This window comes from Hephaestia mangrovi (genome assembly GCF_019880555.1).
Taxonomy (GTDB): Bacteria; Pseudomonadota; Alphaproteobacteria; order Sphingomonadales; family Sphingomonadaceae; genus Sphingomonas; species Sphingomonas mangrovi.
Genome location: NZ_JAINVU010000003.1, coordinates 617,392 through 642,423 on the forward strand (window position 1 = coordinate 617,392; position 25,032 = coordinate 642,423).

At 64.5% G+C, this 25,032-nt stretch carries 21 protein-coding genes and 1 tRNA gene; 9 read left to right on the top strand and 13 right to left on the bottom strand.

Annotated features, from left to right (window positions below):
* Positions 1-2: 2 nt before the first annotated feature.
* The 6 genes from miaB to K7G81_RS10315 all read right to left on the bottom strand — a co-directional run bounded on the left by miaB (position 3) and on the right by K7G81_RS10315 (position 9,851).
* Positions 3-1,313 (bottom strand): tRNA (N6-isopentenyl adenosine(37)-C2)-methylthiotransferase MiaB, encoded by a 1,311-nt coding sequence (gene miaB, locus K7G81_RS10290; protein WP_255586836.1) that lies wholly within the window; start codon positions 1,311-1,313, stop codon positions 3-5.
* A gap of 47 nt (positions 1,314-1,360) precedes the next feature.
* Complete coding sequence (locus K7G81_RS10295) at positions 1,361-2,422, bottom strand: helix-turn-helix transcriptional regulator (RefSeq protein ID WP_223030646.1); 1,062 nt, start codon at positions 2,420-2,422, stop codon at positions 1,361-1,363.
* 96 nt (positions 2,423-2,518) lie between these two features.
* A complete protein-coding gene (locus K7G81_RS10300; RefSeq protein ID WP_223030647.1) occupies positions 2,519-3,295 on the bottom strand; it encodes a lysophospholipid acyltransferase family protein in 777 nt (258 codons plus the stop codon).
* On the bottom strand, positions 3,267-3,689 hold the full coding sequence (locus K7G81_RS10305) for a Fur family transcriptional regulator (protein WP_223030648.1): 423 nt from the start codon (positions 3,687-3,689) through the stop codon (positions 3,267-3,269). Before K7G81_RS10305 ends, K7G81_RS10300 begins: the two co-directional genes overlap by 29 nt.
* Before the next feature lie 103 nt (positions 3,690-3,792).
* A complete protein-coding gene (locus K7G81_RS10310) occupies positions 3,793-8,433 on the bottom strand; it encodes an NAD-glutamate dehydrogenase (RefSeq protein ID WP_223030649.1) in 4,641 nt (1,546 codons plus the stop codon).
* 131 nt (positions 8,434-8,564) lie between these two features.
* The gene (locus tag K7G81_RS10315) at positions 8,565-9,851 is read right to left on the bottom strand and encodes a PAS domain-containing protein (RefSeq protein ID WP_223030650.1); all 1,287 of its coding nucleotides are present in this window, start codon (positions 9,849-9,851) and stop codon (positions 8,565-8,567) included.
* Between the two features lie 157 nt (positions 9,852-10,008).
* Between K7G81_RS10315 and K7G81_RS10320 the strand changes: the two genes are divergently transcribed.
* From K7G81_RS10320 to K7G81_RS10330, 3 genes are all read left to right on the top strand, one after another.
* Positions 10,009-10,084, top strand: a tRNA-Thr gene (locus tag K7G81_RS10320).
* Positions 10,085-10,235: 151 nt separating this feature from the next.
* Positions 10,236-11,453, top strand: coding sequence for a tyrosine-type recombinase/integrase (locus K7G81_RS10325; protein ID WP_223030651.1), 1,218 nt, complete (start codon positions 10,236-10,238; stop codon positions 11,451-11,453).
* Between the two features lie 442 nt (positions 11,454-11,895).
* Positions 11,896-14,307 (top strand): TonB-dependent receptor, encoded by a 2,412-nt coding sequence (locus tag K7G81_RS10330; RefSeq protein ID WP_223030652.1) that lies wholly within the window; start codon positions 11,896-11,898, stop codon positions 14,305-14,307.
* Positions 14,308-14,360: 53 nt separating this feature from the next.
* Here K7G81_RS10330 and K7G81_RS10335 read toward each other — a convergent pair whose 3' ends face one another.
* The 3 genes from K7G81_RS10335 to traA all read right to left on the bottom strand — a co-directional run bounded on the left by K7G81_RS10335 (position 14,361) and on the right by traA (position 19,685).
* A complete protein-coding gene (locus K7G81_RS10335) occupies positions 14,361-15,698 on the bottom strand; it encodes a sensor histidine kinase (protein ID WP_369412078.1) in 1,338 nt (445 codons plus the stop codon).
* Positions 15,699-15,700: 2 nt separating this feature from the next.
* Positions 15,701-16,384 (bottom strand): response regulator transcription factor, encoded by a 684-nt coding sequence (locus K7G81_RS10340; RefSeq protein ID WP_223030653.1) that lies wholly within the window; start codon positions 16,382-16,384, stop codon positions 15,701-15,703.
* 403 nt (positions 16,385-16,787) lie between these two features.
* Complete coding sequence (gene traA / locus K7G81_RS10345) at positions 16,788-19,685, bottom strand: Ti-type conjugative transfer relaxase TraA (RefSeq protein ID WP_223030654.1); 2,898 nt, start codon at positions 19,683-19,685, stop codon at positions 16,788-16,790.
* Between the two features lie 171 nt (positions 19,686-19,856).
* Between traA and K7G81_RS10350 the strand changes: the two genes are divergently transcribed.
* The 3 genes from K7G81_RS10350 to K7G81_RS10360 all read left to right on the top strand — a co-directional run bounded on the left by K7G81_RS10350 (position 19,857) and on the right by K7G81_RS10360 (position 20,763).
* Positions 19,857-20,183: a conjugal transfer protein TraD gene (locus K7G81_RS10350; protein WP_223030655.1), complete on the top strand. Its 327-nt coding sequence runs from the start codon at positions 19,857-19,859 to the stop codon at positions 20,181-20,183.
* A 16-nt stretch (positions 20,184-20,199) separates the two neighbouring features.
* Positions 20,200-20,418 (top strand): conjugal transfer protein TraD, encoded by a 219-nt coding sequence (locus K7G81_RS10355; RefSeq protein WP_223030656.1) that lies wholly within the window; start codon positions 20,200-20,202, stop codon positions 20,416-20,418.
* Between the two features lie 66 nt (positions 20,419-20,484).
* Positions 20,485-20,763, top strand: coding sequence for an HU family DNA-binding protein (locus tag K7G81_RS10360; RefSeq protein WP_223030657.1), 279 nt, complete (start codon positions 20,485-20,487; stop codon positions 20,761-20,763).
* 21 nt (positions 20,764-20,784) lie between these two features.
* Here the strand turns inward: K7G81_RS10360 and K7G81_RS10365 are convergent, their stop codons facing one another.
* From K7G81_RS10365 to K7G81_RS10380, 4 genes are all read right to left on the bottom strand, one after another.
* Positions 20,785-21,705, bottom strand: coding sequence for a HEPN domain-containing protein (locus K7G81_RS10365; protein ID WP_223030658.1), 921 nt, complete (start codon positions 21,703-21,705; stop codon positions 20,785-20,787).
* A gap of 70 nt (positions 21,706-21,775) precedes the next feature.
* Positions 21,776-22,045 carry a sigma factor-like helix-turn-helix DNA-binding protein gene (locus K7G81_RS10370; RefSeq protein ID WP_223030659.1) on the bottom strand — a complete coding sequence of 90 codons (270 nt, stop codon included), beginning with the start codon at positions 22,043-22,045 and terminating at the stop codon, positions 21,776-21,778.
* Entirely contained in the window at positions 22,042-22,932 is an 891-nt protein-coding gene (locus K7G81_RS10375) for an ArdC family protein (RefSeq protein WP_223030660.1), read from the bottom strand. The genes K7G81_RS10370 and K7G81_RS10375 overlap by 4 nt, the downstream gene beginning before the upstream one ends.
* Before the next feature lie 195 nt (positions 22,933-23,127).
* Positions 23,128-23,313, bottom strand: a complete 186-nt coding sequence (locus K7G81_RS10380) for a Spi family protease inhibitor (protein ID WP_223030661.1) — start codon at positions 23,311-23,313, stop codon at positions 23,128-23,130.
* A gap of 123 nt (positions 23,314-23,436) precedes the next feature.
* On the opposite strand from K7G81_RS10380, the gene K7G81_RS10385 reads away from it, so the two are divergent.
* The 3 genes from K7G81_RS10385 (at position 23,437) to K7G81_RS10395 (ending at position 24,830) form a co-directional block, all read left to right on the top strand.
* Positions 23,437-23,643 carry a helix-turn-helix transcriptional regulator gene (locus K7G81_RS10385; protein ID WP_223030662.1) on the top strand — a complete coding sequence of 69 codons (207 nt, stop codon included), beginning with the start codon at positions 23,437-23,439 and terminating at the stop codon, positions 23,641-23,643.
* 137 nt (positions 23,644-23,780) lie between these two features.
* On the top strand, positions 23,781-24,236 hold the full coding sequence (locus K7G81_RS10390; RefSeq protein ID WP_223030663.1) for a helix-turn-helix domain-containing protein: 456 nt from the start codon (positions 23,781-23,783) through the stop codon (positions 24,234-24,236).
* A gap of 3 nt (positions 24,237-24,239) precedes the next feature.
* Entirely contained in the window at positions 24,240-24,830 is a 591-nt protein-coding gene (locus tag K7G81_RS10395) for a PIN domain-containing protein (RefSeq protein ID WP_223030664.1), read from the top strand.
* The last annotated feature ends 202 nt before the right edge of the window (positions 24,831-25,032 follow it).

Genomic DNA, 25,032 nt, shown 5'->3' on the forward strand with positions numbered 1-25,032 from the left:
CGCTAGGCCGCGGTGCGCAGCCGGGCGACGCCGCCGAGCGAATTGGGGCCGGCCTGGACGATTTCTACCGCGATCAGATCGCCGATCGCGGCATCGCTATCGAGATGGACCGATTGCAGCCAGGGCGACTTGCCGAGCATCTGGCCGGGATGGCGGCCGGCGCGCTCGATCAGCACCGCGCAGGTCTTGCCGACGCTGGCCGCGTTGAACGCCGCCTGATCGCGATTGAGCGCGGCCTGCAGGCGCTGGAGGCGCTCGTCCATGACATGCGGCTCGATCTGGCCGGGCATCGTCGCGGCGGGCGTGCCGGGGCGCGGGCTGTATTTGAAACTGAACGCCTGGGCGTAGCCGACCTCGTCGACGAGGCTGAGCGTCTCTTCGAACTCGGTATCGGTTTCGCCCGGAAATCCGACGATGAAATCGCCCGATAGCGCGATATCGGGCCGCGCGGCGCGGACGCGATCGAGGATGCGCAGATACGACGAGCGGCTATGGCTGCGGTTCATCGCCTTGAGCACGCGATCATTGCCCGATTGCACCGGCAGGTGGAGGAACGGCATCAGCGATTCGACATCCGCGTGCGCGTCGATCAGGCCTTGCGTCATGTCGTTGGGATGGCTGGTCGTGTAGCGGATCCGCGCGAGGCCGGGGATGCGATCGAGCGCGCGGATCAGGTGATCGAGCCCGCCGTCTTCATCCGCCCAGGCGTTGACGTTCTGGCCGAGCAGCGTGATCTCGCGCGCGCCGGCATCGACCAGCGCCTTCGCCTCGTCGACGATCGCGGCAAACGGCCGGCTGACCTCGGCACCACGGGTATAGGGCACGACACAATAGGTACAGAACTTGTCGCAGCCCTCCTGCACGGTGAGGAATGCCGACGGGCCGACCTTGCGGCGCGCGGGTAGCACGCCGAATTTCGAAGCGACCGGCATATCGGTATCGAGCGCGGGCTTGCCTGCGGCGGCATCGGCAACGAGCTGCGGCAGGTTGTGATAGGCCTGCGGGCCGACGACGACATCGACCTTGGCGCGGCGCACGATCTCCTCGCCCTCGGCCTGGGCGACGCAGCCGGCGATCGCGATCATCGGCTGGCTGCCGTCCTCCCGCTTGCGCAGCCGGCCGATATCCGAATAGACCTTCTCGGTCGCCTTTTCGCGGATATGGCAGGTGTTGAGCACGACGAGATCGGCCTCCGCCGCGTCGGCGGGCGCGAGGCCCTGCTCGGCCATCAGTTCGGCCATGCGCTCACCATCATAGACGTTCATCTGGCAGCCGAACGACTTGACGGCGAAGGTCTTGGGCGCGGATTTCATGATGGCGCGCGCTATAGCGGGATCGTCTGCGGGCGTCGAGCCGCTGCCTAGCGCAATAGGCGGTTGAGCAAGGCGACGAGCTCAGCCTCGCGGCTCACATCGGCCTTGCGGAACAGGCTCTTGATCTGGGCATTGACCGTGCCGAGCGTGCTGCCGCGCGCACTGGCAATCGTCTCGCGATCGATCCCCTCGGCCAGCGAGACGGCCACCGCGGCTTCGGCCGGGGTGAGGCCGAGCAGGGCGGAGAGCTCGCGCTCGGCGGCGGGGCCGAGAGGGGCGGGTGCGCGCACCGCGACCAGCAAGCGCGGCGCGAAACCGAAGCTGAACTCGGTAACCGGCAACGCATAGACCTCGCACCGAAGATCGCGATCGAGCGGATCATCGTCGAGCCAGAGGCGGCCGACCATGCCGGGGGCGGACGCGGCCAGCCCCGCGCGAACCGTCGCTTGCAGCCGATCATCGACGCCGCGCCGGCACGCGCGCAGGCGGCGGTCGCGAATCGTGAGACGGTCGCCGGCCAGCGCCAGGGCTTCGGCGGGGCCGGTCGTCGCGCAGATGCGGCCCGAGGCATCGAGCAGGAAGCTGGCCGAGGCCATCGCCTCGAACGATCCGACCAGCAGCAGCGCGCCCTGATGTTCGAGCGCGATCTGCATCCGCGCCGCGGCCAGCGCCAGCGGGGCCGCCGCGGCGAAGGCGTCGCGATCAGCCTCGCTGCTCCGGCCGTCTGTGCGATTGCGCAAGGCGGCGAGGCCCAGCAACCGCCCGGGCTGTTCGATCAATACCGTCTGGCAGCCGAACGGAATATCGGCATCCGCGACGAAATCGTCGTAGAAATCGCTGCGGCAGAGCGTTCGCGCGGCGTCATAATCACGCTCGCTGACGATCTCCATCGGACCGCGCGACGCGCCGATGCGCCAATTGTCGCTCGAATAGCTTTCCTGGCGTTCGTCGAATTCGCGATGACGATCGAAATCGTAATCGGTGATGTGATTGAACGGCACGGGCTGCTGGCCGCCGACCGCGATCAGCTGGCCATGCGCCGCGCCGGCATGCGCGGCCATCAGACGCAATGCCCGGTCCCAACCGCCCGGATCGAGCGGCGCTGCCATGAATGCCTGAGCCAACGTGGATAGGTGCGACTCGACCACATCCCTTCCCCCCGAAAGGTATGAGCGCGCCGACGCTAGGATGCTTCGATCGGGCGATCAATAACTTGGATCAGCCAGCCGCTCATCGAGCCGGGCGCGGATTTCGCGATGCGCGGCCGCGGCGATGCCCTTGCGACCGGGATGATCGGCGGGATCGAACGGCGCGAGGAAATCGACCGTCACCTCGAAACTGCCGCGATGCCCGAGAATCTTGAGCGCGTTTTCCTGCCCCGGCTCGTCGCCGACCCAGGCGACCAGAGGGCCGGCCGCGCCGTAATCGAGCAGGATCGGCTGCACCATCACGCCGGGCGGCGGCGGCTCGAGCGCGGCGAGCAGCGAGCCCTTGAACGGCAGCAGCTCGTCATGCCCGCTGGTCGTGCCTTCGGGAAAGATCGTCACCGCCCAGCCCTGCCGGATTGCTGCGCCGAGTTCGGCGATCTGCGCCGCGATACCCATGCGGTCGGTGCGCGCGACGAAGATGGTGCGGTTGAGCGTGGCCAGCCAGCCGACCACCGGCGCGGCGCGCAGCTCGGCCTTGGCGACGAACGCGCTGCCGGTGGCCCCGGCAATGACCAGAATATCGAGCCAGCTCCGGTGATTCGAGAGATAGATGACGTTGCGCTTGAGCGGCGTGCCGGTGGTGCGCACGCGCGCGCCGCAGATTCGTGCGGCGCTGCCGAGGAACAGACGCGGCCAGGGCGAAGGAAGTCGGAACAGCCGCCACAAACCGTGCAGCGGTACACAGACGAGCAGCGCGCCGATCAGCCCGGCGACGCGGACGAGGGCGCGCGGCGTGGCGAGCCGATCAGCTCTTGCGATCGAGCGAGACGCCATAAAGCTCCATGCGATGATCGACGAGGCGGAAGCCCAGCTTCTCGGCGATCTGCTTCTGGAGCTGCTCGAGCTCGGGATCGACGAATTCGAGCACCTTGCCGGTCTCGACGTCGATCAGGTGATCGTGATGCGATTCGGGCGCGGGCTCGTAACGCGAGCGGCCGTCGCCGAAATCGTGGCGATCGAGGATGCCGGCCTCCTCGAACAGGCGCACGGTGCGATAGACGGTGGCGATCGAGATACCCGGATCGATCGCCGAGGCACGCTCATAGACCTTCTCGACATCGGGATGATCCTCGGCATCGGACAGGACGCGCGCGATCACCCGGCGCTGCTCGGTGATGCGCAGGCCCTTTTCGTGGCACAATGCTTCCAGATCAATCTTGCGCGCCATCGTCTCCGCTTGCGTCGAAATTACCCCGTTGCGCGCGAATGTAGTCGCAGCGGCCGCGCGAGGAAAGGGCAACCGACTCGCAAGGCGGAGATGGCGATCAACCCTAGCCGCTGCGGCCGAGCAGGACGCGGGCCTGGCCGGCGATCTGGGCGAGCATCGCGGCACTCGGCGCGGGCGCCTGGCGGGCGCGGGCGACGAGGCGGTTGAACTGTGCCACGCGCGGCCCGTTGGCCTCGATCCAGCGATCGACCATCGCCTGCGGGTCGCCTTCGCTGCGCGCGAGGAATTCGAGCCGGAGCTGCTGGAAATCGCGCGCCAGCCCGGCGATCAACAGACGCTCCCACGGATCGCTCGAGCCGATCCGCGCGGCGTTGGATTGCGCCCAATCGAGCCCGAGCGCGGCGCCGAGCCGCGTGAAGGCGCGGGTCAGCACTGCTTCGTCGAGCTTCAGCCGCTGGCCGAGATCGGCAAGGCCGACGGCGCCGTCGAGCTCGAACAAGCGAACGACCTTGGCCACCAGCTTCCTGGGAGCGCCGGCGGTGATGAGCTGATCGGCGATGCGCGCCGAATGCGCGCGTGCCTCGTCGAGCAACAGATCCTTCGCTTGCTGGCCGAGTTGATCGATGCCGGGCTTGAGCAGATCGATCGCCGCGCCGGGGCCGGTGCCGGGCGCGCAGACGCGCAGCAGATCGGCGATCTGCGAGCGCGTCGCCACCGCGACCTCGTCGAACAAGGCGAGGCGCGCGGCTTCCGGCATGTCGGCGCTCTCGATCTCGGCCCACAGCGCCGGCAGATCGAACAACCGCTCGGCGACGACGAACATCGCCGCGATGTCGGCGAGCGACGCGCCTTCCTCCTCGGCGAGCTCGAGCGGATGGAGCACGCCCATGCGATTGACGATACGGTTGGCGAGCTTGGTCGCGACGATCTCGTTGCGCAGGCGATGCTCGTCGATCGCGGTGGCAAATTGCGCCCGCATCGCCGCCGGGAAAGCAGCATGGAGATCGCCGACCAGCTCGGCCGCGCGACCGAGACCGTGATTTTCGATTGCATCCTGCAGCGCGAGCTTGGCAGTCGCCAGCAACACCGCGAGCTCGGGACGTGTGAGGCCCCGGCCCTCCTGGTCGCGGCGCAGCAGATCGTCGTTGGTGGCAAGGCCCTCGACCGCGCGATCGAGGCGGCCGGCAGTTTCGAAAATCTCGATCACGCGGACATAGGATGGCAGCGACCGCGCGCCCTCATTCTCCATGATCGACAGCGCCAGCGTCTGCAGGCGATTGTCCTCCAGCACTAGCTTGGAGACATCGTCGGTCATCGCCGCGAGCAGCGTGTTGCGATCGTCGAACGATAGCCGCCCTTCGATCACCTCGCGGTTCAAGGCGATCTTGATATTGACCTCGTTGTCCGAGCAATCGACGCCCGCCGAATTGTCGATGAAATCGGTGTTGATGCGCCCGCCGCCGGCGGCAAACGCGATGCGGCCCGCCTGCGTCACGCCGAGATTGGCGCCCTCACCGATCGCCACCGCGCGAAGCTGCTCGGCATTGACGCGCAGGCGATCGTTGACCGGATCGCCAACGTCGATGTGGTTTTCCGACGCCGCTTTCACATAAGTGCCGATGCCGCCGAACCAGATCAGATCGACCGGCGCCTTGAGAATCGCCGAGATCAGCGCGGCGGGCTCGAGCTCGGTCGCCTCGATATCGAGCGCGGCGCGGATTTCCTTCGAAAGCTTGATCGTCTTGTCGGCGCGCGAGAAGACGCCGCCGCCCTTCGAGATCAGCTTCTTGTCATAATCTTCCCAGCTCGACCGAGCGAGGCCGAACATCCGCTTGCGTTCTTTCCAGCTTTTGGCCGGATCGGGATCGGGATCGAGGAAGATGTGACGATGATCGAACGCTGCCTTGAGGCGGATCGCCTTCGATAGCAGCATGCCGTTGCCGAACACGTCCCCCGACATGTCGCCACAGCCGACCACGTCGATCGACTGCGTCTGCACGTCCACCCCGCGCTCGGCGAAATGGCGCTGGACCGAGACCCACGCGCCCTTGGCGGTGATGCCCATCGCCTTGTGGTCATAGCCGTGGCTGCCGCCGCTGGCGAAAGCATCGCCCAGCCAATAGTCGCGTTCGATCGCGAGTGCATTAGCGACGTCGGAGAAGGTCGCGGTGCCCTTGTCGGCAGCGACGACGAAATAGGGGTCATCGCCATCGTGGATGACGACCTTGGCCGGATGGACGACCTTGCCTTGGACGATATTGTCGGTGAGCGACAGCAAAGCGCGGATGAACACGCGGTAGCTTTCGGTGCCCTCGGCGAACCAGGCGTCGCGATCATCGAGCGGCGAGGGAAGCTGCTTGGGATAGAAGCCGCCCTTGGCACCGGTCGGCACGATCACCGCGTTCTTGACGCGCTGCGCCTTCATCAGCCCGAGGATTTCGGTGCGGAAATCGTCGCGCCGATCGGACCAGCGCAGGCCGCCGCGCGCGACCGGGCCAGCGCGTAGGTGGATGCCCTCGACACGCGGCGAATAGACCCAGATCTCGCGCCACGGCACCGGCGCGGGGAGGCCGGGAATCTTGTGGCTGTCGATCTTGAACGCCAGCGCCTCACTGGCGGCAGGCGCGAAGGCGTTGGTGCGCAGGATCGCGGCGATGACATTGCGATAGGCGCGCAGGATGCGATCGTCGTCGATCGCCGAAACCGCATCGAGACCGCGATCGATCGCCTTGCGCGCGGCCTCGACCGCCGCCTCTCGGTTCTTCTGCGCGGGATCGTGCGCGGCATCGAACCGGGCAATCAACGCCTTGGTGACCTGCGGCGCGCGGCGCAACGCATCGACCACGGTGGCGAGGCCGTAGCTCACCCCGGCCTGGCGCAGATAGCGGAACCAGGCGCGCAGCAGCACCACCGCGCGAGGGCTGAGGCCGACGTCGACGATCAGGCGGTTGAACGCATCGTTTTCAGCCGCGTTCTCAAGCACCGCGGCGATCGCGCCTTCGAGCACCGGCTGATCCGAATCGCACAGCGATTCGTCATTCGCGGAAATCAGGAAATCGTGGATGAAGCCGTGATCGTCGCCAGCGAGCTCGGTCGGCACTTCCTCGATCACGCGAAAGCCGAAATTCTCCAGCACCGGCACCGCGTCGCTGAGCGCGATCGGCCCGCCGTTGCGATAGATTTTGAGGCGCGGCGTGCCGCGGTCGCAGCGATAAAGCCGCACCTGGCGATCATCAGCGCTCGACAGCGCGGCGAGGCGCAGGACGTCGCAGGCCGCTTCCTCGGCATCGTTGGCGGTGCGGTATCCGGTCGGGAACAGATCGGCGTGGCGCAGCGCCAGGCGCGCGGCGCGCGCCGGCTCGACATGCTCGCCGAGCGCTGCCTCGACCGCCGGATGCCAGCCGCGCAGCATGCGTTCGAGCCGCTGATCGAGCGCCGCGCCATCGGGCATGCGCGTCTCGCCACGCAGATCGAGCGTGTAGCGGATCAGCGCGACGACGCCGTCCTCCATCGCGATCGACCAGCTCAGCAGGTCGGCGTTCGACGCATCCGACAGCATGTTGCCAATCGCGATCCGGCGCGCGGTGGTGAGGTCGTCACGCGGCAACCAGACGAACGCGAAGAGATGGCGCCCGAGCACCGAGCGGACGATCACCAGCTTGGGCCGCGGGCGATCGGCGAGGCTCATCGCGGTGAGCGCCAGCGCCTCGAGCTGTTCGGGCTGGAACGCGGTGACGAGATCGTGCGGCAGCGCGGTGAGCGCGTGGGTCAGCGCCTTGCCGGTATGCCCCTTGGGATCGAAGCCAAACTTCGCCTCGAGCTGGGCGAGCCGCGCGCGCAGCACCGGCACGTCCTGCGGCGGCGCGGCCAGCGCGGCGCTGGTCCACAGGCCGGCATGGATGGAAAGGCCGGCGACCTTGCCGCGCTGATCGAGCACCGGCGCGAGCACGAGATCGAGCGGCACGCTGCGATGCACGGTCGAAATCAGGTTCGATTTGAGCAGCAGCGGCGCGTCACCGCCCTTTTCGAACCAGGCGATCGCACGTTCGCGCGACGCCGCCGCGAGCATCGGCGTCTCCCGCTGGTTGCGCGCGATGCCCAGCGAATCGCCGATGCTGCCGTCGCGCATCCACAGTTCGTGGCCGAGCAGGGTGAAGTTGCGATCGAGGAACCAGTGCAGCAGCGCGGCGCCCTCGAACCCCTGCTCGGTCTTGCCGAGCTGGATCGCGTCGCTTTCCATCGCGCGCTCGAGCTTGCGCCAGTCCTCCACCGCGGCGCGGACATCGGCGAGGTTACGTTCGATCGCCTCGGCCAGATCGCGGCGTTCCCTGGCATCGACGCGATCGAGCTCGATATAGATCATCGATTCGGCCGAGTCGCGACCGCCACCAACCGTCTCGATCCGTCCCGCCTCGTCGCGCGTCACGCACATCACCGGGTGGATGATGCGTTCGATCGCGATGCCGTGCGCGCCGATCGTCGCGGCGATCGAATCGACCAGGAACGGCATGTCGTCGTTGATGATCGCCAGCCGCATCCGCCGCCGGCCCTCGTCGGCGCCGGGCAGCGTTTCGATCGCGACGTTGGGAGAGGCCGGCTTGCGGGTTTCGGCGACGCCGGCGATGAACGCCGCCGCCGCTGCGCGTTCGGCCTTGCCGAAGCCTTGCAATTCACCGGGAAGCGCGCCGTCGACGAGCCGGTCAGCCAGCTCGGTCGACAAGGATTTGAGCGTTTTGGTCGACATGAGCGCCGCTATGCGCCTGTGCCGAATCCTTCTCAAGAGCCGCGCGCACTACGCCCGAAAGCTGCGCGGGCACGGGCGTCGGCCGACGCTTTGTTGCGCGGAAAAACGGTTGCCGCGAAACGAACGCGCGCTCAGGCCGCGGCGGCGCGAATCGCTCGCTCGACGAGGCCGGCCTCGCCATCGATGCTGGCGACGATATCGAGCGTGCCGGCCCCGGTGGCGCGGGCCAACAGCGTCACGTAATCGCCCGCCGCAACCTTCGTCTCGATCGCGACGCTGGCCAGCGCCGGCCGCGCGTCGAGCATTGCGCGGGCCCGCGCCGCCTTGCCCGGCGCCCTGGCCGGGCGGCGCGCCTCGCGGGCGGCCTTGACGATGCCCTTGATGCCGCCCTCGGCGCGTTCGAGGAAGGCGACCAGGCCACCATGATCGACGCCTTGGCGGCGCGCCTCGGCCAGCACGGTGGCGAATTCGGTGAGCCGCGTCTTGTCGTAATCAGCGCCGAACACGAGCTTGACGACCGGCGTCATCGGCGCGCGCGCCTGCGCGGAAATCCCTGCTTCGACGAGCAACGCGGCATAGCCCTCGGCATCGCCTTCGGCGGCAAGCGCGAAATCATGGGCGCGGCCGAGTGCGCGATACAGCGCTGCGCGGCTGCGCGTATCCGCGGCGCGGGCCGCAGCCGCGGTCTGGCGCGCGAGCATCAGCCGATCAGCAAGCGAAGCGGCCGGCGGCAGCGCTTCTTCCTCGATCACCATATCGGTATCATCGAGCGTCGAGCCCGGGCCATCGGCCCAGACCGGCGCGGTGGGCACCGGACGCGGCGGCGCGTCGCGCACCGCATCGTCGATCTCGGCGTCGAGCTTCGCCTGGGTCTCGGCGTCGACCTGTTCCTTCCAGTTGATCACGCCATAGATGAAGTCGATCGCCTCGCCGTCCGACGAGAAGGGCATCAGGATGCCGCGATATAGCGTGTTGTTGCCGCGCGCGCCGACGAACTCGGCCTCGAAGCCGATCGGGGCGCGGTTGGCGATGATCTGCAGATAGTGATCGGTCAGCCGCGACAGCAGCGAACGGCTCGGCACGTCGGCGATCGAGGCGATCGTCGCGTCGAGGCCGCATTCCTCGCGCAGCGCGCGGCCGAGGAACTGGATGCGCGGATTATCGAGCCCGCGAGTGAAATCGAGCAGCACGCTGTTGGGGCCGAAATCGGCGATGCGATCGGGATCGAGATCCTCGATCGACGGATAGGCACGGCCGCCGAGCAGCGACACCCAATGATTATAGGCGCGCACGTGCATGCGCCGCTCATCGGTGCCGATCGCGGGCGAATCGTGGCCGGCGTCGGAATGATGCTCCTCGTCGGCCGGATCGATTTCGTCGCGATCCACATCCTCGTCGAAGCCGCGCGCGGTATCCATACGCTGTCCCCAGGGTCCTTCACCATCCGTGTCTGCCCGGTTGTGCGCCCGATGTGGTAAACTTTGCGTAAAGCCTGGCCGCCATGCTTGCCGCTTGTCAGCACGCCCGCGACCTGATAACCGCGCGGCCTTCCAGCGGGGCCATACCGCCCCGAGCGCCGCTTTAGCTCAGCTGGTAGAGCATCGCATTCGTAATGCGGGGGTCACAGGTTCGAATCCTGTAAGCGGCACCAGCACACAACGAGAACATGGCTGGAAAACCGCAGAATTCTGCGGTATATTGGACCTTGCGCGGTCCCATATTTTCTCATTATGTTCCGCCGTGGCCCACTCAAAAGGGGCCACAAAACATGGGGCCACGAACGCTTCAGGAGGCGTGGCCCCATGCTTACCGTGGTCCAGATTCGAGCACTTCAGCCGGCCGCTCGGCCATTCAAGGTTTTCGATTCGGATGGGCTTTATCTGCTCGTCCAGCCCAGCGGCGCACTCCTTTGGCGATTTCGCTATCGATGCTGCGGCATTGAGCGCAAATTATCGCTCGGAAGCTTTCCCGACGTATCCCTGCGGGACGCCCGCCGTGCGCGGGACTTGGCCAAGGCCGAACTGGATGACGGCATCGATCCCGTCGAAGAGAAGCGACAGAAGCGTCTTCAAGCAGAACTAGCGGCCAAGACCACCTTCGAGCTGGTCGCCACCGAATACATCGAGAAAATGGAACGGGAGGGGAAAGCGCCCGCTACCATCAAGAAGGCCCGCTGGTTCCTGGAGCTGCTCGAGGGCATCGCCCACCGACCGATAGCGGCGATCACACCGCATGAGCTGTTGGACGTCCTCAAGCGCGTCGAACGTCGCGGGCACCATGAAACAGCCGTACGGCTGCGATCCTTCGCGGGACGGATCTTCCGCTATGGCTTTGCAACGCTTCGCACCGAGAAGAACCCCGCCGACATTCTTCGAGGCGCGCTGACCGTTCCCCGCGTGAAGCACCACGCTGCTATCGTTGAGCCGAAGAAGGTCGGCGAACTGCTACGGGCGATCGAGGACTACAAGGGCCGGCCTGAAACGCTCTATGCTCTCCGGATCGCGCCGCATGTGTTCCTACGACCGGGCGAATTGCGGCAAGCGCAGTGGAGCGAGATCGACTTCGCCGAAAAGGTCTGGCGAGTGCCTGCGGAGCGTATGAAAATGAAGCAGCCTCATGCGGTGCCGCTCTCCAGGCAGGTGCTGTACCTGCTTCAGGATCTGCGCTCGCTGGCACGGTCGAGCGATTTCCTGTTTCCGGCCTTGCATACCACGCGACGCCCGATCTCCGACAACACCTTGAACGTTGCGCTACGGCGCTTGGGCTTCGAACATGACGAGATGACCAGCCACGGCTTCCGGGCCATGGCGAGTACGCTGCTCAACGAATCGGGGTTGTGGCATCCCGATGCGATCGAACGAGCCTTGGCGCATGGCGAAAAGGATCGCGTACGCGCTGCCTATCACCGAGGTGCTCACTGGGACGAGCGCGTTCGCATGGCGCAATGGTGGTCCGATTACCTCGATCAGCTGCGCGTCGGCGGCACGGTGATCAAAGCGAAGTTTAGGAGGCGTGGATAGGCAGGAATTGGGCCGTATCCTGCCCGGCAGGTTTTGATGCGGGACGACGGACACCTGCCGTTGTTACGACCAGCTTGCGCCGGCAAGCTGCTGTAAGATAGCTAGAAGAATGTGCCCCGCTCAAATAGATCGATAAATTCGAGCAATTATTATTAATATCACGCGAGACAGTGTCATATGTAATCCAATTAATCAGATTTGATATTTTTTTCCTGATGGTCTTTATTTGATTTTAGCGAGGCAAGTGCGAATAGTTCTTCAGATGAAACGAACATGAAATATGTTATGCTTATTTCGTCACCAAAATGTCATCAACATTACGCGGATGTAACTTACCGCGCCCCTCGCTCGGCAATCGGCCAGCACAGAGGGGTTTTCTCAAATGTCTGCTCATTCAAGTTTTTCGGGTCGCGCCGGTCTGCTCGGCAGCACGGCTCTTTTGATGGTGTGCGCGCTTCCCGCGCACGCCCAGTCGACCGCTACGACGTCCGCGACCGTCCAGTCGGCGGCCGCGCAACAGACTGCTGACACGACACAGGACAGCGGCCAGCTCAAGGACATCATAGTCACCGCGACCAAGCGCGCGACCGATCTGCAGAAGACGCCGATTTCAATTAGCGTGATCGATCCGCAGATGATCAAGAACGATCATATCCAGAACCTGATCGATCTCGCCGATGGCACAGTGCCCAGCTTGCGCATCGCAACGTTCGAGGCCCGGCAGTCGGCGCTGACCGTCGGCATCCGTGGCATGGTGCCGTTCGACCAGAACCAGACCGCGCGCGATACGCCGGTCGGGGTTTACATTGACGGCGTTTATCTCGGCCGGTCGCAGGGGTTGAACACCGCGCTGTTCGACGTCGAGCGAATCGAAGTTCTCAAAGGTCCGCAGGGAACGCTGTTCGGCCGCAATACGGAGGGTGGCGCGCTCAGCATCGTCACGGCGGGCCCGACCGGCAAGTTCGGCGGCCGGCTCAGCGGAGGCATCGGCAATTACGGTAGCTACACCTCGCAGCTGCATCTCAACCTGCCCGAATTTGCGAATATCGCATTTAAATTCGATGGCTTGGTCGAGCACCAGAATCCGACCGTGAAGGATCCGCTGTCGGGCCAGACTGGCTGGAACTATCACAATGACGTGGGCGGCCGGGTCTCGGCCAAATGGTCGCCGTTCGACGGTCTATCGGCTACCGTTTCCTACGATCAGGCGAAGGACGAAAACACTCCAAACTTCAGCCAACTGATCACATACAATCCGCTTGGCAAGACGGTCGGTCAATACGATCCGGTGACGAACCTGCTCGTTGCGCCTGGCAGCCCTGCCGGCACGACAACCGCCTGCAAGACCTGCATCGCGCCGCTGTCGCCGCTGATCACGCCAACCGGCGACAACCGTCTGGCTAGCGCGCAGGTAGGCGTTCCACAGCAGCCGAGCGTCGATCGCACCCACGGTCTGTCTGCGCACATCGACTATGACCTGACCCACAATCTGCAGTTCCGGTCGATTACCGCCTGGCGCGGGGTCGACACCGCGCAGTGGGACAATTCGGGAGGTCCCGCGCGCACGATCTTTGCGCCGAACGCGCTGTTCAGCAGGTACAGCCTGTCGAACCTTCACCAGCGGCAGTTCAGCCAGGAATTCCAGCTGGTCGGTAGCCTGCCGAAGCTCGATTATGTCGTCGGGCTATATTACTTCACCGAAGAGGCGCGCGAACTGGCGGCAACGCCTGCGTCTAACCAGTGGAACGCGGACGGCACCAGCTACACGATTCTGTCGGAATATGCGACGGCGCCCATTACATCGAAAAATCAGGGCTGGGATTATCCCGGTTCCTGGTTCGTCCAGCGCGACAGCCAGGCAAACGCCCACAGCTACGCCGTGTTCGGTCAGGCAACGTGGTCGCCACTGCCGCAAATCCACATCACCGCCGGCGGTCGTTATACCAAGGACAAGCGTCGTGGCTCGTTGACGACCGTTTCTGGCGTCGCGACCCCTTGGACCTTCCGTTACAATAACGGCCGCTTCGACCCGATGGTCACGCTGGCCTGGACCCCGACCGACACGCTCAATTTCTATGCCAAATACTCGACCGGCTACCGTGCCGGCGGCGCGAACGATCGATCGGCAACATTCCTCGCGTTCGGGCCCGAAGCTGTCAAAGCCTATGAAGTCGGCGCCAAGACCGAATTTCTCGATCGTCGCGTGCGGTTGAACCTTGCCGGCTATATCATGAACCGGACGGGGACGCAGACGGACTTCGACAATGTCGATACCAATCCCTTCCTGCCGGGCACGACCATCCCGAACCCGACGTTCAACCTCCACACCGAAAATACCGCTAATGCGCCTGGCGTGTCGAAAATCCGTGGTGTCGAGGCCGATCTGACGGTGAAGCCGACCGATAATCTAACGCTCGGCGCGTCCTACGCCTATACCTACACGCATGTCCCGCCTACGCCGAACCCCAACCTCGGCGGCGTCCTTTACCAAGTCTACGTCGTGTATACGCCGACGAATGCGGCATCGGGCTACATCGACTACAGCTTGCCGTTGACCGCCAACCGGGTGCGTCTCACCGCTCACATCGACGCCAATTATGCTGATCCGCAGTACAGCTTCCAGAACGAACCCACGCGGACCGACAGCAGCTTCGTAGTGAACGGTCGCCTGGCAATCGCTGATATCCCGCTCAACGAGTCAGGCACCAAGCTCACCGTCGATGTGTGGAGCCGAAACCTGTTCAACACCACCTACATTTATCGCCGTTCTGCGGCCAACGATGCGGTGCTAGGCGATTATGGCAACTTCAATCCGCCGCGCACCTTCGGTATCGAGGGCACGCTGAACTTCTGAACCTGACACCCTGCGAGCGGCGCAGACCATCGGTCCGCGCCGCTCGCTTCTTTTCATGCGGCGGCAGACTGGATGACGACGCGTAAACCCGGGTCGGCATCCTCGAGCATCATCACCGCCTGATGAAGGCGCGCGATCGACGCGACAAGCGCGAGTCCAAGTCCATGGCCGGCGCCATTCTGATGAGGATCGATCCGTCCGAACCGGCGCATCGCGATATCGCGCACGGCGCTGTTGATCCCAGGGCCATCGTCCTCGACGACCAGCCGAACGCCTTGTGCGCTGGTCGTCACGCCGACCGAGATGCTAGTTCCTCGGGGCGTATGGCGCAGCGCATTCTCGACGAGATTGAGGGTCATCTGCACCAGCAGTTGCCGATCGCCACGCATGGCTGCCGGTTCGCATCGCGCCATTGCCAACCCGTGCCCGCTGTCCTCGGCAATCGGCGTCAACGTCTCGACGACTTCGCCAACCAGCGACCCGAGGTCGAGATCGACAAACCCTGCTCGTCGCTGCCCGCTATCGATTTCCGCGATGCGCAGCATGGCGGCAGACATCGCGAGCAACCCGTCGGCCTCGGCCAGCGCCAGCTCGATCTCATCGCGAATATCAGCTGCCGACGGCTTCTTGACGATGGCGGCTAACAGTCCGCGTAATCGTGCCAACGGCGTGCGGAGCTCGTGCGACAGATCATTGGTGACGTTGCGAATCTCCGCCATCAACTCGCCGATCCGATCGAGCATCCGGTTGAAGGCTGCGGCCTGGTGATCGAAGGCATCGTGTGATCCGATCGTCGGCACGCGACGGCTCAGATCGCCATCGATGATCGCATCGACAGTCTGGCGCATCGCAAAAATTCGTCTCGCGACCAGCGTTCGAAACAATAGCAGACCGGCGATGACCACAGCGATGATCGTGCCGAACACAACGACGTAGCTGCGCGCACGAGCGGCCGAATAATTGTCGATCGGCTCAGTCTCGATGATCACGATCAGTCGCAGGCCACCCGGGAGCACTCTCGTAAACGCGCGTCCGTGCGTCAGGCCGAGAATGTCGTCAGCCGCCGACAACCGCGAAAAGCCGGCGGGCAGCAGTCTGGCGAAGCTGATGTTCCCAGCAATCTCGCGCCCGTGCCGATCGATCAGCACCATGCCGAGATCGCCTGTGTCGCGATTATTGGATAGATCGTCGATCCGCGCTGAAATCGTCTTCGGGTCTGCGGTCGCGCCGTCAGGTGAAATCGATTCACTTACGTCTACGGCTCTCTCCTCCGCTAGCCGCACGACGGCGTGCTGTGTCGTCAGAAAGAGCATGACGCCACCCAAAGTGGTGACAGCCAGGAACAGCAAAATGAACGTGATCGTCAGCGATTGCAGCGATCGCGTGAACACCCTCAATCCGCTTTCAGCATGTAGCCGACGCCGCGTGCCGTCACGATCAGATCGTCGTCGCCGAACTGCGTCATCTTCACCCGCAACCGACGGACATACGCGTCGACGATGTTGGTCGTCGGTTCGAAATCATATTGCCAAACCTGTTCGATCAGCATCGGCCGGGTCATCACGGCCCCCGCATTTCGTGCCAGCACCAGCAACAGCTTGAACTCTGTGCGCGGCAGATCGAGATCTCGATCATGTCGCCACGCCCGAAACTTGGTCGGACTGATCACGATATCCCCGACCCGCACGGTGTCAGACGCGCCAGCGGGGAAGCGACGTGCCCGGATCAGCGCCTGCAGGCGTGCCTCGATCTCGGCGGGATCGGCGGGTTTGACGACATAATCGTCTGCGCCGGCTGTCAGCCCCTCCACCTTGTCCATCGTCTGGCCCAGGGCGGTGAGCATCAGCGTCGGCATCGTGATGCCCTGCTTACGCAGCGCCTCGATCACGACCATCCCGTCAAGCCGCGGCAACATACGATCGAGAATGATCGCGTCGAATGGATTGGCTGACAGCATCGCCATTGCCGCCTGGCCATCGCCTGCGACCGTAACCGTGTTCCCAAATTCCGAGAGTTGCGTCGCCAGCAAGTCAGCGAGAGCGGCGTCGTCCTCGACGAGAAGTATATTGAGATTCATGCCGGGACCCGATCACGATGATGGCAATGGCGGAATAGAGATTGATGGGCAGGATTCGGTTGCGACCGGAGTGTGATGATCCAACGACGGGAGTTCAAGCTCGAGGGGGCCGCGCCGTCGGGGAGCGATCGTAGCAGTCGCGACGGAAAGCGACCGGGACGCCGCGTTCTATCGTGCGCGGCGCGCCCAGCCTGGTGCCGTTCGTCACGTTGGCTAGAATAGCGGCAGCTTTCGGGAGTGGCGCCAAGGGTCCCCAACGACCGAAATTAGGGCGCGAAGCTGACGCGCTGGCTTGACGTCTGGAACGTCCGCTATCCCGATCTGCGCTGCTCACAGGAGACATTCCGGATCGTCGAAAGACCAGACATTTTGCTTCAGGTCTCGCACGCCACGCCCCTTCCTCTCACATCCCGATCCCAAGCCCCCTGCTTCGCCCACGACCAATCATGTCGCCGAGCGCCCGGCCGACGCTCTCGACCGAGTGCGCCGGCAACCCCAGCTGTACACGGCGATTGCGCAGCAGCGATTCTACCTGCGGATCGCGCTCGAGGCCTTTGGCCATGCCGATCATCCGATCGCCCAGCGTGTTAGCGCGTGTGGTCTCGTGCCTGTCCAAGAGCAGCCGGCGTTGCCGCTCGAGCGTTTGCCAGCGCCGAACGAACACGTCGGCGCGAAGGTTGGGATCGGTCCGCATCTCGGCCTCGAGCTGCATCGCCTGGATGGTGTTCCGCGTCTGCCCCTTGGACGCTTCGGTGATCAGGCCGCGATCGTTGGCAAACGCTGCCTCGAGATTTCGCGCGCCATCGGGTTGGATTGTATTGAGCTGCGCACGACTATTGGCAAGCTCGGCGCGTTGCTCCGCGGTGGGTTTGTCGCCAAGAGACTGCGCGAACAGCATCGCCCGAACGACCCGCCCGTGCCGGGTCACCGCTGACGAAAGGTCTGGCTGTGGTTCGCGGGTCGCCGTTGGGGTCGGATCCCGCGTTGGCGCAATGATGCGTTCGACTGTCGCTGGTTGCCGCTGTGGCGGGGATACCGACCTGAGCTTGAGCCCCGCGAACCGACTACGTGCCGGTTTGGGCAGCTCGATCCGTCGGCAATCGGCGAATGCGCGCGCATAGTCCGACGCCATGTCCTTGCCGCGCTCGCGCGACAGCACCCGCGTCAGCGCCTGCCGGTCAGCGAAGTCATCACGACCATAGTGGAGATCGACGCTGTCGCGATGACGAGAGAGTGCGACATAGGCAGCGTGTCGATCGAGCCCCGGTGTCGCCAGCACATGCACGCGGTCGACCGTCACCCCCTGCGCCTTGTGGATCGTCGCGGCATAGCCATGGTCGACGGCGTTATAATCCTTCACGTCGAATGCGACCGCGCGACCGTCATCGAGCAACACCGCCATGCGGGCTGGCGTGACGGATTGCACTTTGCCGAGCGTGCCGTTCTTCACACCCAGGCTGCGCTCGTTGCGCAGGAACATGACGCGATCGCCGCTGGCGAACGCGCGTTCGCCGCGCTCGGTGGTGACCGTCACGTCGACGCCGAGTTCGCCGCCCGCGCGCAGCCGACTGCGCGCAGCAATGTTCAGCGCGCGCACCTCGTCGTTTGTATGCGTCAGGATGATGCGTGACGCTTCCGGCGCACTGTGCCGGTCGCGATCCCAACGCTGGATCAGTCCGACGCGTGCCTCATCGCGCGTCTCGGCACTGTGGATGCGGTCATGGCGATCGTACAGGCTGATCGCCTCGCCGGTGCGCTCGGTAGCAAGATACCGCGTAGCGTCGCGCTGCCAGTCCTCGCGTTGACGGCGGATGTCGGTAATCTCGACACCGCCATGCCGCTCGGCCACCGACCGGAACGCCGCCCCCGCCTCGATCGCCTGGAGCTGCTCGGGATCGCCGACCAGTACGACCTTGGCGCCGCGTTTCTCGGCTTCGGATAACACCCGCTCCATTTGACGCGTGCCGATCATTCCCGCCTCGTCGATCACCAGCACGTCGCGATTGGTCAGCAGGTCGCGACGCTCGGACCATTGATGCTCCATGCTCGCGATGGTCCGCGATGCGATGCCTGAGCCGCCTTCCAGATTCTCGGCGGCGATGCCCGACAGCGCGACGCCGCGGACCTCGTACCCGGCGCTCTCCCACGCCTCACGGGCAACGCCGAGCATCGCCGACTTGCCAGTGCCGGCATAGCCGATGACAACGCCCAGCCCTTGCCCCTTGGTGACGTGATCGAACGCGCTGCGCTGCTCGCTCGACAGCACCAGTCCGCGCATCTCTGCGCGCGCAAGCGCGAGCTTGCGGTGTTGCTCACCGACGCCGTGGCGCCGCGCCGCTACCAACCGGACGGTGGCCCGCTCGAGCCGCTGCTCGGTGGCGATCATCTCGCGGCTGGTGAACCGGTCGTGCCCGCGGCCGTCCTTGCCGAGCGCGACGAGGTCGGGCGATGCGCGCACCGCCGCCATCACTTTGTCGAACTGTTCCTTCCCCTCGCTATGGCGGTGCACGAACATGCCGAGATCGCGCGTCGTGAACGTCGCCTGGGTGCGGGTGATCGCATCGAGCGCGAGCGCCGGGTTCGCCAGCAGCTTGTCGCCATTGGCGCGCGCAATCGCGTGATGCTCGTCGAGCCGTTCGGAGACCAATCCCTCGGCGACCATCCGGTTCGCCGCAGGACCGATCTTGTGCTGCGGCTCGAGATCGATGCCTTGCGCCTCGAGACTGCGGTGATCGACCCGCGCGTCGATGTCCAGTTCGGCGAGCCGCGTGTTGACGTGCTGCTCCCACGCTTCGCGCCAATGCTCGAGGAGGTCGGTTCGGTTCCACTCGCGCATCTTCGGCCCGAACCCGTCGGCATCGACCGAGCGCATCGTCAGCATCACGTGCGCGTGTGGCTTGGGCATGCCGTCGGTGCCGATATCCCAATGCACATTGAGATCGGCGATCATCCCGCGGTCGACGAACTCGGCTTTCACGAACTCGCGCGCCAGGCGGATACCTTCTGCCTGGTCGAGCTCGCGCGGGATGGCGAACTCGATCTCACGCGCGAGCTGCGCGTCCTTCCTGACCTCGGCCGCTTCGACGTCATTCCACATCCGCTCGCGGTCGCGCAGATGCTCGGGCGCGCCATCGGGCAGCAGCACTTCGGAATGCACGACCCCCGCCTTGTTGGAGAAGTCGTGGTGGCGATCGAGCCGCTGGTCGTGCAGCCGCGAGGCGGAGCGATAGGCGGCAGCCGCCAACGCCGACGATCCGGCAGCGCGCGAGATGACTTTGGCGGAGAAATGGTAGATCGCCATGGCGGCAAACCATCTACACCAAACAAGCGACGTCGGCACGACGTATAAGCGCGCCCTCGAAAGATTTCATCAATCTCGGGACGAGGATATCCCAAGAGATTTCAGCGCATTGTTTGTGATCGGCTCCCACGATAACTGGTCGGTCCCCACTTCACAATGGAGGACCGACTCGTGCGAAAACCCCGCGACTATGACGCCGAACTAAAGGCGCTCGACGACAAGTCGAGACAGCTCAAACAACGCAAGGTTCAGCAGCTCGGCGAGCTGGTGATGGCGACGGGCGCCGACGCGTTGTCGGTCGAGGAACTCGCTGGTGCGCTTCTCGGGGTCGCGGCGCAACGCGATACAGCGACCAGGGCGGCGTGGCGGTCCGCGGGCGACGCGTTCTTTCGCGGCAATACGAAGACCGCTGCTCACGGAAATCCGCGCGACGGCAAAGGCGTTGCGCCGGGCGGCGGTTCGCCGCCATCGACTGACGCTAAAGCTGGCGCGTCATGACAGGCGCGACTGGCAGGTGAAGCGCCGCGAACGAACCCGACAGCTGATCCAGCTTGGCGGCCTCGTCGCCAAGGCCGGGCTGGTCGAGCTGACGGACGATGACCGCGCGGTGATCCTCGGCTTGCTCGACGAAGCGGCGGCGAAGCTGCGCAGCGCCGAACGGGATCAGTTGCTGACACTGTGGCGGCGACGCGGTCGACGCGCGTTTTCACACAACAGCGACAAGGAGGATTGATCGAAACATTCAAAATGGATGTAATGAGCGACCAATCGCCAAGCTATCTGTCGAAGGGAAGTCGACGTGATCCGATCCGAATTGATCGACGCACTGCTTACCGAGACGCCAGGCCTCACCAAGCCCGATGGCGAACGCGCGGTGACCGCTTTCTTTGGGACGATCGTTGAACGCTTAGCAGCGGGTGGCCGCGTTGAGCTCCGCGGTTTCGGCGCTTTCTCGGTGCGAGACCGTTCGCCCCGCACGGGTCGTAATCCGAGGACCGGCGAGGCGGTGGATGTGAAGGCCAAGCGCGCTGTCCATTTTAAACCCGGCAAGGTGCTGCGGGAGCGCGTCGATCAGTGATTGGGCGCCGGATTCGAGCGACTAAAGGCCGGCGGCATTCCTGAGTGCATCGATGCGCTCGGCGCACACTTCCTGCACAGCGCGGCCGAGTTCCTCGACACGCTCGCCGAGCCAGGCCAGCTCTTCCTCGGTGATGCGATAATGCTTCGAGTAACGCGCCTTCACATAGGCGTCCTTGAGTTTCTCGAACCGCGCGCGATCCTGGCGCGTGGTGCGCGGCCATACATGCACCAGCCGTGCGTCAAGCTTGTCGGCCTGCGTGCGCAGGAAGCCGATATTGTGGACGTGCGGCGTGTAGAAGGTGCTGACAAGCAGCACGCAGTGATAGAGCCGCTCGACAGCTTGGTGCAGGTCGAACGCTGCCTTCTTCAGATCCCGATCGTCGACAGCGTGACGAAATCCACGATAGAAGCTCTGCGCGCTAGGTAGCCACTCCTCGAAATACTCGCGCGCCATCTCCAGCGCCTGCTGCGGCGTCGTCGGTCGTGGGCTATGCAGCGGCTTGTCGTCGGCCTGGTAGAGCGCGACGCCGTCGCGCGCGATGTCCATGAAAAAGAACCGGCCGTGCGCGAGCGCGTCGTTCACTTCCTGGAGCGTGTGGACGATGAAATTGACTGGGGTGCGCAGCGTCCTGGTGATCGTCATCTCGCGCATGAGCCGCTCGTCGGCGCGGTACCAATAGGTCGCGCGATCGGTGAGCTCGTCCTGATTGACGATGATCAGCAGGTCGTAGTCGGACTGATAGCCCTTTTCGGTATGTGGTTCGTCGACCCAGCCGCCGCGCGCATAGCTGCCGAACAGGATGATCTTGAGAATGCGCCCCGCTTTGCGCTTGCCGGTTGCCAGCTTGGTCGCGTCGCCAAATTCTTCGAACAGGATCTCGACGACGCGCTCGAGCTCACGCTGCTTGGCGGGCGGCAGATGATCGAGATCGGTGCGCATCGGCAATGATCCTAACGGCATGACAGCGCAGCGAACAGCCTCGCCGATACTGTCGGCGAGGCGGTTACAGTCATTTTGACCCTTTCCGGCCGATCCAGCGAATGAACCGCCGGCGCCACGGCGTCGCCGGTGCGTCGATCACCTCGGCGAGCGTCGCCAGCGCTGCGGCGAAATCGCGCTCGATCTGGTCCACGCCGACGCCGAATTGCTCGGCCAACGCGTCGTAGGTCAGTCCATCTCGCGCGAGCGCAAGGTAGACCGCGCGCTGATGCTCGGGCAGCTGCGCCAGCGCTCTGACCAGTCGGCGGCGAATGCGGGCATTACCCGCCCGCGCGCTCACGCTTCCCCCTCCGGTGAGAACGCCAGCAGGTAATCCGCCGCCTTGCTGGCCGCGCTTGCCGCTCGAAAGATCGCGTGATCGTCGTCGCGCAGGACCTTCAGCCAGCTGGCGATGTAATCAGCGTGCCGCACGGTCGGACGGATCGACAGCGAGGCGCAGGCGAACGCGCTCGCCATCTCGGCCACAAGCTCCTCGCGCGCATAATCAGCACTGCCGAACCGTCCGCGCTGGTCACGGTCGAGCCGGGTCGAATGCCCGGTCCAATGGCCAAGCTCGTGGAGCGCGGTGCGATACCAGTTGATCGGCTCGCCGAATGCTGCCTGCGGCGGCACCGCGACATAGTCGCCGCTCGGCGAATAATAGGCCTCGCCGCCACCAATTCTGAAGTCGGCGCCGCTCGCATGGATCAGCGTCTGCACCTCCGGCAGGATATCCGCCTCGGCCGGAAGCTCGTGCACTGCGGTCAGCGCCGCGGGCAAGCCCTCGCACTGCTCAACATTGAACACGGTGAACCGCTTCAAGAATGCCAGCTGCCGCGCCTCGCGATCCTCGTCGCGCGCGCATTCCGCCTCAATCCTCGGCGTGAAGCGATCTGCATAACAGACCGTCGTTCCCCGCTCGTCCTTGCGAACGTTGCCGCCCGCCGCCTGCGCCTGTCGGTAGGTCAGCCAGCGCTGCGACGCGTATCGGCCTTCGATGACCGCCGCCCACAGGATCAGGACATTGATCCCCGAATAGCGCCGCCCGGTCACACCATTGGCAGGCATGGTGCAGCCGCACGCCGCCGCATCCCAAGGCTGCACCCAGGGCAGCCGCCCTTCCTCCAGCTCGGCAATCACCCGCGCCGTCACTTCGGCATAGAGGCTCTGCCGTTCCGTCTTTTGCATCTTCCTTACTCCCAACCACCGCAACCGGCGCCGGAATGGCGGGGCGGGCGGCAGGAGCGGACCGGCAGGCCCGCAAGAGCGGCGGGCGGCACCGGCACGGCCGAAACAACGTGGAGGACCCGGCACAGCCGGGTTGCGGCACGCCGCGGCGGGCCTAACGGGTAGCGACGCCCACCTCGCCAGATCGACGCGCGGTCAGCGCCAGACGCCACCCGCCGACGCGGGTGTCCGCATGCCGGGGCGCAGCACCGGCCACAGCGTCATGCGATCGTCATCCGCATGGACCAGGACGCGCCCGCGGCCCGGCGGCGCACACGCGACGTAGAGCGCGGTCTCGCCATCGGCGAAAGACGCCAGATTCGTTCTGATCCTGAAAGCCAAGGGTGCGCCTCTTATGCACTACGATACTCGTCTGGTGCCACTCAGACTGCTCCCTCTTGTGCCAGCGGCAAGAGGGCCAATTCTGCCTGTCGAACCTCACCACAGACCAGATTGGACCACGCCATGACCGATATGCCCGACCGCATCCTCCGGCTGAACACGGTACTCGACCGCACCGGGCTCAGCCGCTCGACGCTGTACCGCAAGATCGAGGCCGGAACGTTTCCTCGACAGGTACGGATCGCGGAGCGCTGCGCGGGCTGGCGGGAATCAGCGATCAACGAATGGATGCGCAATCCCATGTTTTACGAGACCGCCGGCTCAAAATAGCTGCGCTTCAATGCCGCATTGGCCTTCACCAGGAGCGGGCGGCAGCAGCTGCAAAGGGGAACCAAATCGAGTTTCGAATATTTCACTTATTGCGTTTATTGCGACTGTCGCATAGGAACGCCGCCGGAGGACAACCCATGACCGTGCCAGCCTTCGCCGAGGAACTCGGCGCCCGCCTGCCTTCCGCGAGCGAGAAGGCAGCGGCCAATCAGCTTCGCCAGATCATCGCCGCCCATGCTGCGGGCGATGCCAAGCTCCGTGTGCTTGATGACGACAAGCAGGCGGCAGAGATCACATTGACGCCGGCATTGTCCAACCTGCTGATGGAGCTTCTTCGTCATGTTGGGCGCGGCGACACGGTGACGCTGGTGCCGGTAAGCCAGATGCTCACCACGCAGCAGGCGGCCGACGTCCTGAACGTGTCGCGTCCTTATCTGATTTCATTGATCGACAAAGGGGAGATCGAGCACACGCTCGTCGGCCGTCATCGCAGGATCAAGGCGGAAGACCTGTTTGCGTACAAGCGCGCACGGGACGACAAGCGGCGCAAGGCCTTGGCCGAGATGGCCGAGACCGATGCGGAGTTGCTCTGAGATTTGTTCGCCAATCGCTACACCGCGTTGCTTGATGCTTGCGCGCTCGTCGGCGTTCTCAAGCGCAATCTCCTCCTGACGCTCGCGGAGGCGGAATTCTTTCGCGTCCGCTGGTCGGCCCAGGTTCTCGACGAAACCGAACGAGCGCTGGCCGGTATATTTGCAACCCGCGGCTCATCCGACCCAAATGGGCAGGCGGCGCGTCAACGGTCGCGCATGGAAATGGCATTTGAAGACGCACTCGTCAGCGATTTCGACGAACTTTTGAAGGTATGCGGCGGTTTGTCCGATCCCAAAGACGCTCACGTTCTCGCCGCCGCTGTGAAAACCCAAGCCGCAACGATCGTAACCGACAATCTGAAAGACTTCCCAGCCAAGGTCCTAGGACCGCTCAACATCGAAGCTCGGTCCGCCGATGACTTCATTGCTGATACCATCGCCCTTGATCCTGGCCGAGCCGTGGCTGCAATCCGACGCATGCGCGAAAGTTTCCGGAAGCCGGAAATGACGCCCGATCGGCTCTTGATCACAATGGAGGCGACTGGCCTGACAGCAACGGTCGACACCCTCCGGGGCTATATACGTTCGCTATAACCTAAGCGCGTCCCGCCGCGTCAGCTTTGATCCACAAGATCGGACCTGCCGCAGGCACGTATGAAATCCCGAAAGCTGATGGGGTGGACGCCCCCCGACGGCATCGATGTGCCAGAGTGGAGGTGTTGAAACACCACTGAGGGAGGCGTCCGTGTCGCAGGTTATCATAATCGGTCTGGATATCGCCAAGAACGTTTTTCAC